The following is an 8,886-nucleotide window of genomic DNA, read 5'->3' as shown; positions in this document are numbered from 1 at the left end:
CCTTTCCCTGCGTCCCCTTCCCCTGCGTCCCCCTCTCCGCGCGAGCGTGCGTGTTTGCCCGCGACACGCGGCTGAGATTTGGCATTCGCCGCACGCTCGTCGGGGGCGTCACGAGCACGTCCGCGCGGTTCTTTTCACGCCGATTCAAACCCCTAACCCATCGGCGCCCTGCCGCTACCGTCGGAAGATCGATCTTCGCAATCACTTTCGAGGGGGACGGGTACATGACGGCTACGGTGAATACTGCGCTGAAGGTGACGCCGCTGTCCGGGTGGACGGGCGCGCTCATCACCGGGGTGGACTTGGCGGTGCCGCTGTCCGACGACGCGAAGGCCGTCGTCCGGACAGCGCTGAATGAGTGGAAGGTGGTGTTCTTCCGCGACCAATCGCTCGACCACGCTGCCCAGATCGCGTTCGGGGCCCAGTTCGGTGACGTGACGCCGGGTCACCCATACGAGGGGGATTCCGCGCCGGAGGGGTTTCCGCAGATCCACACCGTCTCACCTGCGGCCTATGACCACCGCTACGGAACCAATTACCGCAAGAAGCAGAGCCCGAACGGGCCAGGGTGGCATGCCGACGTGACTCCGCTCATCAATCCGCCGTCGCACTCCATTTTGCGCGCCGAAGTCGTTCCGCCGTTCGGCGGCGACACTCAATTCACCAACGTGGCCGCGGTCTACCAGGGACTTTCGCCGTCAGTGCGGGAGTTCATCGATGAGCTGCGGGCCGAGCATCGCTTCGGCGCCAACGCCTCCGCTGACCGAAGCGCGGAGAAGATCGGCGATCTGGTGCGCTCGTCCCCGCTGGCCTCCATCCATCCGGTGGTGCGCATCCACCCGGAGACCAACGAACGCGTGCTCTACGTGAACCCGTCGTTCACCCGAGAGGTCGTCGGACTCTCCCCGCGGGAGAGCAGGCACGTCCTGGACCTGCTGTTCGAGGAGATCGCGCGCCCCGAGTACTCGGTGCGGTTCAAGTGGGAGCCGGGAAGTGTTGCGTTCTGGGACAACCGGGCCGCGCTGCATCTCGCCCCTCGCGATTTCGAGCACGTCGATGGTGACCGGGTGCTGCACCGCATCACGTTGGTGGGCGACGTCCCGGTCGGACCCGACGGCCGCGCATCGGAGTCGCTGGCGGGCGACTTCTTCGGAGCTGCCTGACATGTCGACCGCGCTCGCCCGGTCGCAGAAGAGCACCCCCGCCGCGCAGCGGGGCGCTGGCGAGAGTGCACTCGTCGACCCGCGGGCGATCATCGGCAAGCGCCAACGCAACCAGTACGTCCCGCGCTGGCTGCAGCGGCTCTTCGGACCGGCGTTGCTCGTCGGGTTGTGGCAGGTGCTCTCCACGACCGCCGTCTTCGACGCGCGCACCGTTCCAGCGCCGACCAGGGTGCTGGGCACGGCGTTTCACTTGATCGCCGACGGCGCTCTGCAAGAACACCTGGTAACCAGCCTGCTGAGGGTCGGATACGGGTTGTTGTTCGGGATCGTGCTGGGACTGGTGCTGGCTCTGATCGCCGGTCTGTCGCGGGTGGGCGAGAACTTCGTCGATGCGAACATGGAAGTGCTTCGCGCAGTGCCCAACTTCGCGTTGGTGCCGCTGCTCATCGTCTGGTTCGGCATCAGCGAAGTGCCCAAGATCCTGCTCATCACCCTGGCGGTGGCAGTGGCGATCTACATCAACACCTTCAGCGCCATCCGCAGCGTGGACTCCGGACTGGTCGAAGCTGCGCGATCATTCGGCGCTGGGCGTGCCGAACTCATCTACCGGGTGATCATCCCTGGATCGATGCCGGGATTCCTGGTGGGGTTGCGCCTCGCGCTCACCGCGTCGTGGCTCTCGCTCATCTTCGCCGAGACCATCAACGCCAAGAAAGGACTTGGCCGGATGATGACCGATGCGCGCGAGTACTTCCAGATCGACGTGGTCTTCGTGTTGATCGGCGTGTACGCGATCCTCGGGCTGGCATCGATCGTCATCGTCCGCTTCCTGGAGGCACGACTGCTCACCTGGAGACGGGTCTATGACGGCGACTGAGCTGACGAGGGATACGGTCGTCGTCGCCCGCGATGTCCGAAAGACCTTCGGCGACAACGTGGTCATCGACGCGTTGAACCTGGAGATCCGTAGCGGCGAGTTCGTCGCGATGCTGGGCCGCAGCGGGTCGGGCAAGAGCACGTTCCTGCGTGCGCTCGGTGCACTCGACGGTGGCTTCGCCGGCGACGTCCGGGTGCCGGAGCAGCGGGCGATCGTGTTCCAGGATCCGCGATTACTGCCGTGGCAACGGGTACTGAACAACGTGACCATCGGCCTGCCCGCGACCGCAGCGGTCCGTACACAGGCACGTGCCGCACTGGCGGAGGTCAACCTCGCCGACAAAGCCAGGGCGTGGCCGCGGACGTTGTCCGGTGGCGAGGCGCAGCGTGTCGCATTGGCCAGGGCGCTGGTGCGTCAACCCGAACTCCTGCTGCTCGACGAACCGTTCGGTGCGCTCGACGCGCTCACCCGCATCAAAATGCACGGCCTCCTGCTCGACCTGTGTCGACGGCACAAGCCCGCCGTACTGCTGGTGACCCACGACGTCGACGAGGCGATTCTGCTGGCCGATCGAGTGATCGTGCTGACCGACGGAGCCATTTCACTCGACGTCGAGGTCTCGGTGCCCAAGCCGCGGGCCAGGGATTCTCACGAGTTCGCAACGCTGCGCCGCCGCCTGTTGGCCGAACTCGGCGTGACCGGAGAAGTTCAGCTCTGAACCCGTGCTCGCGCACCTGACCAAGGATCCCACATGTCATCTCCCATCCACTCGCGGTGGAAAGTTCCCGTGTTGTTGGCGGTTTCGCTGTTGGCCGCCGCCTGCGGCCTGTCCGACGACGAGGCGAGCACCGCGATCGACTCGGTGCAGATCGCCGCGAAGACCGAGGTGCCTGCGGGCACCAAGCTCGTGATCGCAGAGCAGAACGCCACCCAGTCACTGCCGTGGAATCTGGCCAATGCGGGCAAGGACGCTCCGTACGCGGTGGAGTTCGCCGACTTCAGCGGCGGCTCCGCGGTCATCGAGGCGCTGCGTTCGGGTGCCGCCGACGTGGGTTCCATCGGCGAGGCGCCGGTGCCGATCGCCGTCGACAGTGGTGTCACCGATCTGGTCACCATCGGATTGCAGGCCAATCCGGGTACCAGTGGTGGCTACTTCCTGGTGGCCAAACCCAACAGTGGCGTCGAAAAGATCGAGGACCTACGCGGCAAGCGCGTCGCCTACCCGCCGGGTTCCGGGCGTCACATGATCACCGCGGCCCTGCTCAAACAGCACGGCTTGGACCTCAAGACCGACGTGCAGCCGGTGGAACTGGCTGGTGCAGAGGTGGTTCCGACCTTCGCAGCCGGGGCCGTCGACGCCGCGATCGTGCTCGGCAACCAGTACTACCAGTTGGGTGAGCCGCCGATCCTCGGTGACGGTACCGGGATCAACACCGGGATTCAGACCCTCATCGTGCGCAAGGAGGTGCTCGACGACCCGGCCAAGGTGGCGGCGATCGGCGATTACGTCGGCCGGGCGGCGGCCGCCAACAACTGGAAGGACACCCACGCCGAACAGTGGATCAACGAGTACTACGTCAAGCAGCAGGGCATCACGTTCGAGCAGGGGAAGAAGTTGTACGAGGAAGATGGCGCCGCCTCGTATTACCCGATCGACGCGGCGTCCACCGCACTGTTCCAGACCGTCGCCGACGGCCTCTACGACACGGGCACCATCAAGACCCATGTCGACGTCGGGCCCTACGTCGACGGCCGATACAACGACATCGTCGACGCCCAGAACGGGCTTGATGGTGTGAAGCCCAAGCCGATCAATACCTGACGACAGAAGGAGATTCACGCATGACGTCGGCACAGACACAGGTGGCAGAGGCGCTCAGCGTCCGGCCGCAATCGGGATGGACCGGGGCCGAGATTCACGGCGTCGACCTGACCAAGCCACTCGACCAGCGGCAGGTCGGCGAGATCAGGGCGGCCCTGCTGCAGTGGAAGGTGGTGTTCTTCCGCGACCAGTTCATCGACCACGACGACCACCTGCGGTTCGCTTCGGCGTTCGGTGCGCCAACGCCCGCGCATCCGCTCTTCGACTCGATCGCCGACCCCGGCTATCCAACGATCTACCCGATCTTCCGGGACCGGTTCAAGACGCGCTACGGCAGTAGCCGGGGCTTCGACAAGCCGAACTGGCATGCCGACGTGACGGCGGCGGTCAACCCGCCTGCGGCGTCCATCCTGCGCGCCGAGGTGATCCCGCCGTACGGCGGCGACACCCAGTGGTCCAACACCGTGGCGGCGTACGAGGGGTTGTCGACGTCGGTGCGCCGGCTCGCCGACAAACTCCGTGCGGTGCACCGCTTCTCGCCGCCCGACGGAACGACCGCCACCGAGGAGTACCAGCAGCGGGTGAGCAGGCGCCCCCTCGTCACCGAACATCCCGTGGTTCGGGTCCATCCGGAGACCGGCGAGAAGGCGCTCTACGTCAACCCCGGATTCACCACCCACATCGTCGATGTCTCGCCGCACGAGAGTCGACGGTTGCTCGGCCTGTTCTACGACGAGCTGGCCAGGCCCGAATACACGGTCCGATTCAAGTGGGAGCCGGGCAGTATCGCGTTCTGGGACAACCGTGCCGCCGTACATCTGGCGCCCAGTGACCTGACTGGGGACCACGATCGACGGCTGTACCGCATCACGCTGGTGGGCGACGTCCCAGTCGGTCCGGACGGACATCCGTCCGTCGCGTTGGACGGCGAACCCTTCGAAGCGATCTGACGCCTGACGCCTGACGCCGCTGCGCCGAAATAGCATTCCCTGTCGTTACCGCGGTCGCGTAACGACAGGGAATGCTATTTCGGCGGTTGGCCGGGAAGGTCCTCCGAGCGCTGCACGGTGCCCGTGATGCCGGTGGCGTCCTGGCGCGCCAGTAACACGGCGGCGTTGCCCATGGCCTCGGGCGGCTCGACCATCTCGGGTGGGATCTCGAAGCCACCACCGCCCGCTTGCCAGCCTTCGGTGAGCACCACCCGTGACGGGCTGAGGCAGTTCACGGCGACGTTGTCGATCCGCAGATCCGAAGCAAGCCCGAGGTAGAGCCGCTCGGCGGCGGCCTTCGACACCCAGTACGCATTCGCGCCGTGGTCGATCATGCCGACCCCGGTGGTCGTCACCGCGATCAGTGAACCGCCGCCGCGCGCCCGCACGTGCGGGATGACGGCCTTGGTGACCAGGAAGACACCCGTGAGGTTCACGTCGAGACACAGCTGCCAGCGTTTGAGCGGCGTGGATTCGATTGGGCCGAGCCACAACACGCCCGCGTTGGCGATGAGGATGTCGATGCCGCCGAACTCGGTGACCGTCGTCTCGACCGCGGCGTCGACCGAGGCCTCGCTGGTGACGTCGCACGCGACCGGAAGGGCACGCCCGCCCGCCGCGACGATGTCGTCGGCGACCGAGCCGATGGTGCCGGGCAGCTTGCCACGCTCCTCGGAGCGCGCGGCGACGGCCACGGACGCGCCAGCGGCGGCAAGCGATTTCGCGATCGTCGCGCCTATGCCACGACTGGCACCCGCGACGAACGCGACCTTGCCTTCGAGCGAGAGCGTCACGTCCTGCTCACTTCGGCGAGAACCGCAGTGCGCCGTCCAAGCGGATGATCTCGCCGTTGAGGTAGTCGTTCTCGATGATGCTCTGCGCCAGTTGGGCGTATTCGGTCGAGCGGCCCATCCGCTTGGGGAACGGCACCTGCGGGCCCCAGTACTTCTCGAGCTGATCTCCCGCCTGGCCGTAGGCAGGAGTGTTGATCGTGCCTGGGGCGATGGTGACGACGCGGATGCCCAGCGGTGACAGGTCGCGCGCGGCGACGAGCGTCATGCCGAGCACGCCACCCTTCGCGGCAGCGTAGGGGAGCTGGCCGATCTGACCCTCGTAGCCTGCGATCGATGCGGTGTTGACGATCACGCCGCGGCCGCCCTCCTCGAGCGGTTCCGACTTCGCGATCGCGGCCGCCGAAAGGCGCATCACGTTGAACACGGCCGTCAGGTAGAACTCGATCGTCTTCTTGAAGCCGTCCAGATCCAGCGCCGAGCCGTCCTTGCCGACCAGGCGTCCGCCACTGGCCGGGCCGCCGTGGGTGTCCACCGAGATCCGCAGCGGGCCAAGTGATTCGGCTTCCGCTATCGCGGCAAGCACGGACTCCTCGGAGGTGGCGTCGGTCTTGACGTAGCGAACGCCGAGCTCGCTTTCGAGGGCCTTGCCCTTGTCGTCGGCCATGTCGGCGACGACCACCTTGGCGCCGGCGCCGTGCAATCGGCGAACCGTCGCCTCGCCGAGACCGCCCGCACCGCCGACCACGATCGCGGAGTTGCCTTCGATCTGCATGTGGTTCCCCTTCTTGCAACTGAGACTCTCTGACTGAGAGAATAGCATTCTCATACCGGTTCGAAAGAGGGTCCGCTCATGCCTGAAGCCGTCATCGTCTCCGCCTTGCGCACGCCGATCGGCACGGCGATGAAGGGGACGCTGCGCGATACCGACGCCTACGTCCTCGCTGATCACGTGGTCGGCTCGGCCGCCGCAGATCTCGACCCCTCGCAGGTCGATGACGTCATCCTCGGCGAGGGCCTGTACGGCGGCGGCGTCATCGCCCGCCACGCCGCCATCACCGCAGGCCTGGTGACGGTGCCGGGGCTGTCGACCAATCGGCACTGCGCCGCGGGTCAGGCCGCCGTGCAGAGTGCGGCGGCGAGCATCCGCGCAGGCATGGATCAGTTGATCATCGCCGGAGGGGTGAACTCCGCGTCCACCTCGCCGCGGTTCACCCGCCGCGTCAGCAGCGAGAAGGATGCCGAGACGGTGGGCTGGTTCCCGCCGACGCACCCCAACACTCCAGAAGCACCCAACATGGACATGTCCATCACGGTGGGCTGGAACTCTGCGATCAGGGCGGGTGTGACCCGCGAGGAGATGGACGAGTGGGCGTTCCACTCGCACCGCAAGGCCATCGCCGCCATTGACGAGGGGCGCTTCTCCGACGAGATCGTCCCCATCGACACTCCGCACGGCGTGTTCGACACCGATGAACACCCGCGCCGTGACACCAGCCTGGAGAAGCTGGCGTCGCTGAAGGTTCTGCACCCCGAGATCGAGGGCTTCTCGATCACGGCGGGCAACGCCAGCGGCGCCAACGACGGCGCCGCCGCGCTAGTGGTGGCCAGCGACCGGCTCGGCCTGCCCGGCCTTGCGACGATCAGGTCATGGGCGTCGGTCGGCGTCGACCCCGCCTTCACCGGGCTTGCGCCGGTCGAGGCGATTCCGAAGGCGCTGAAGCGCGCCGGACTCTCGGTCTCGGACGTCGACCTGTTTGAGATCAACGAGGCGTTCGCGGCCATGACCGTGGCCACCGTCAAGATGCTCGACATCGATCCCGAGATCGTCAACGTCAGCGGCAGCGGATGCTCGCTCGGACACCCCGTTGCGGCCAGCGGAGCGCGCATGGTCGTCTCGCTGGTGCACGAATTGCGCCATCGCGGAGGCGGTATCGGGGTGGCCGCGATGTGCGCCGGGGGTGGGATGGGTTCGGCGACGGTCATCGAGGTTCCGGCGATCTGATCGCCGGATAGAGTCAGCCGCAACGATGACCATCGATGAGCTCGTTGCCGCGGCGCGCAGCGGATCCACCAGGGCGGCCGGTCGGCTGCTGAGCCTGGTCGAGAGCGATCGTCGCGATGAAGTCCTGGCCATCGTCGGGAACCGATCCGTCCGCGTCATCGGCGTCACCGGTCCGCCGGGGGCCGGGAAGTCGACGACCATCGCTGCGCTCGTCACGGCGTACCGCGAGCAGGGCAAGCGGGTCGCGGTGCTGGCCGTGGACCCGTCGTCGCCCTACAGCGGCGGTGCTCTCTTGGGGGACCGCATCCGAATGGCCGCGCACATCAACGACTCCGACGTGCTGATCCGCTCGGTGGCCACCCGCGGACATCTGGGCGGCCTCGCCGAGGGCGTGCCCGCCGCGATCAGCGTTCTCGCAGCCCTGTCCTACGACGTGGTGCTCATCGAGACCGTCGGGGTCGGTCAGTCCGAGATCGAGATCGCGGCCGTTGCGGACCCGGCCGTCGTCGTGCTCAATCCCGGTGCGGGCGACGCGATCCAGGCCGCCAAGGCGGGTCTGCTCGAGGTGGCGGACATCGTCGCCATCAACAAGGCCGATCGCGACGGTGCCGACCAGACGGCCCGCGACCTGCGTGCGGAGACCAGCGCGCCGATCCTCAAGATCGTGGCTGCGCAGAACCAGGGCATCGCCGAACTGGTCGGGGCGATAGACGCGCATCTGCGGGCCGACAATCCGCAGCGGCGCGCCGCGAGGGCCCGCGCCCAAGTGTTGTCTCTGGCGCAGAGCGCGCTACGGACGCATCCCGGCCTCGATGCGCTCGCGGCCCAGATTGCCAACGGGCGTCTCGACGTCTACACCGCAGCGAAGTCGCTGCTGGGGCACGCCGAACTGGCTGCTGAACCGGAATGAGAATGTACTTTCCAGTTTAGAGAAATGATGTTGTACGATTTTGCCAACGTATTCTTCGCCTGACTTCAGGAGGCCTCGTGCAGAAGGCGATAGATCCCACGATTTCGACGTGGCCGGAGGAGAACGCGCAGCTGATCGGCAGTGGGTGCGGGGCGTGTGGGGCCACGGTGTTCCCGCGTCAGTCGCACTGTCCGAAGTGCAGTAAGTCCGAGATGAGCGACGTGTTGCTGCCGCGCCGCGGCACGGTGATCGCCTGGACGACGCAGGGGTTTCCACCCGGTGCGCCCTACATCGGCCCGACGGGCAAGGACTTCGTGCCGTTCGGGGTG

At 66.7% G+C, this 8,886-nt stretch carries 10 protein-coding genes; 8 read left to right on the top strand and 2 right to left on the bottom strand.

The genetic code is table 11. The features are described from left to right. Positions 1 to 224 precede the first annotated feature (224 nt). The 5 genes from ACRDUX_RS10005 to ACRDUX_RS09985 are packed head-to-tail and all read left to right on the top strand — an operon-like array spanning position 225 to position 4,812. On the top strand, positions 225 to 1,163 hold the full coding sequence (locus ACRDUX_RS10005; protein WP_526413429.1) for a TauD/TfdA dioxygenase family protein: 939 nt from the start codon (positions 225 to 227) through the stop codon (positions 1,161 to 1,163). A 1-nt stretch (position 1,164) separates the two neighbouring features. Next, the gene (locus tag ACRDUX_RS10000) at positions 1,165 to 2,040 is read left to right on the top strand and encodes an ABC transporter permease (protein WP_526413427.1); all 876 of its coding nucleotides are present in this window, start codon (positions 1,165 to 1,167) and stop codon (positions 2,038 to 2,040) included. Continuing rightward, entirely contained in the window at positions 2,027 to 2,758 is a 732-nt protein-coding gene (locus ACRDUX_RS09995) for an ABC transporter ATP-binding protein (protein ID WP_526413425.1), read from the top strand. Before ACRDUX_RS10000 ends, ACRDUX_RS09995 begins: the two co-directional genes overlap by 14 nt. 33 nt (positions 2,759 to 2,791) lie before the next feature. Then, positions 2,792 to 3,862, top strand: a complete 1,071-nt coding sequence (locus ACRDUX_RS09990) for a PhnD/SsuA/transferrin family substrate-binding protein (RefSeq protein ID WP_526413423.1) — start codon at positions 2,792 to 2,794, stop codon at positions 3,860 to 3,862. 20 nt (positions 3,863 to 3,882) lie between these two features. Continuing rightward, complete coding sequence (locus tag ACRDUX_RS09985) at positions 3,883 to 4,812, top strand: TauD/TfdA dioxygenase family protein (RefSeq protein ID WP_526413421.1); 930 nt, start codon at positions 3,883 to 3,885, stop codon at positions 4,810 to 4,812. A 74-nt stretch (positions 4,813 to 4,886) separates the two neighbouring features. On the opposite strand, the gene ACRDUX_RS09980 is transcribed toward ACRDUX_RS09985, so the two are convergent. Further along, a complete protein-coding gene (locus ACRDUX_RS09980) occupies positions 4,887 to 5,645 on the bottom strand; it encodes an SDR family NAD(P)-dependent oxidoreductase (RefSeq protein WP_526413419.1) in 759 nt (252 codons plus the stop codon). 7 nt (positions 5,646 to 5,652) lie between these two features. Next, positions 5,653 to 6,417, bottom strand: a complete 765-nt coding sequence (locus ACRDUX_RS09975; protein WP_526413417.1) for an SDR family NAD(P)-dependent oxidoreductase — start codon at positions 6,415 to 6,417, stop codon at positions 5,653 to 5,655. A 78-nt stretch (positions 6,418 to 6,495) separates the two neighbouring features. On the opposite strand from ACRDUX_RS09975, the gene ACRDUX_RS09970 reads away from it, so the two are divergent. The 3 genes from ACRDUX_RS09970 to ACRDUX_RS09960 form a co-directional block, all read left to right on the top strand. Then, positions 6,496 to 7,647: a thiolase family protein gene (locus ACRDUX_RS09970; RefSeq protein WP_526413415.1), complete on the top strand. Its 1,152-nt coding sequence runs from the start codon at positions 6,496 to 6,498 to the stop codon at positions 7,645 to 7,647. A gap of 25 nt (positions 7,648 to 7,672) precedes the next feature. Further along, positions 7,673 to 8,557: an ArgK/MeaB family GTPase gene (locus tag ACRDUX_RS09965; RefSeq protein WP_526413413.1), complete on the top strand. Its 885-nt coding sequence runs from the start codon at positions 7,673 to 7,675 to the stop codon at positions 8,555 to 8,557. Between the two features lie 77 nt (positions 8,558 to 8,634). Continuing rightward, positions 8,635 to 8,886, top strand: a 252-nt coding sequence (locus ACRDUX_RS09960; protein WP_526413411.1) for a Zn-ribbon domain-containing OB-fold protein, incomplete at its 3' end; no start/stop codon positions are given.

The organism is Mycobacterium sp. (assembly GCF_050701675.1).
Lineage (GTDB): Bacteria > Actinomycetota > Actinomycetes > Mycobacteriales > Mycobacteriaceae > Mycobacterium.
The sequence above is the reverse complement of the archived record's forward strand: the minus strand, read 5'-3'. Positions and strand labels throughout refer to the sequence as shown.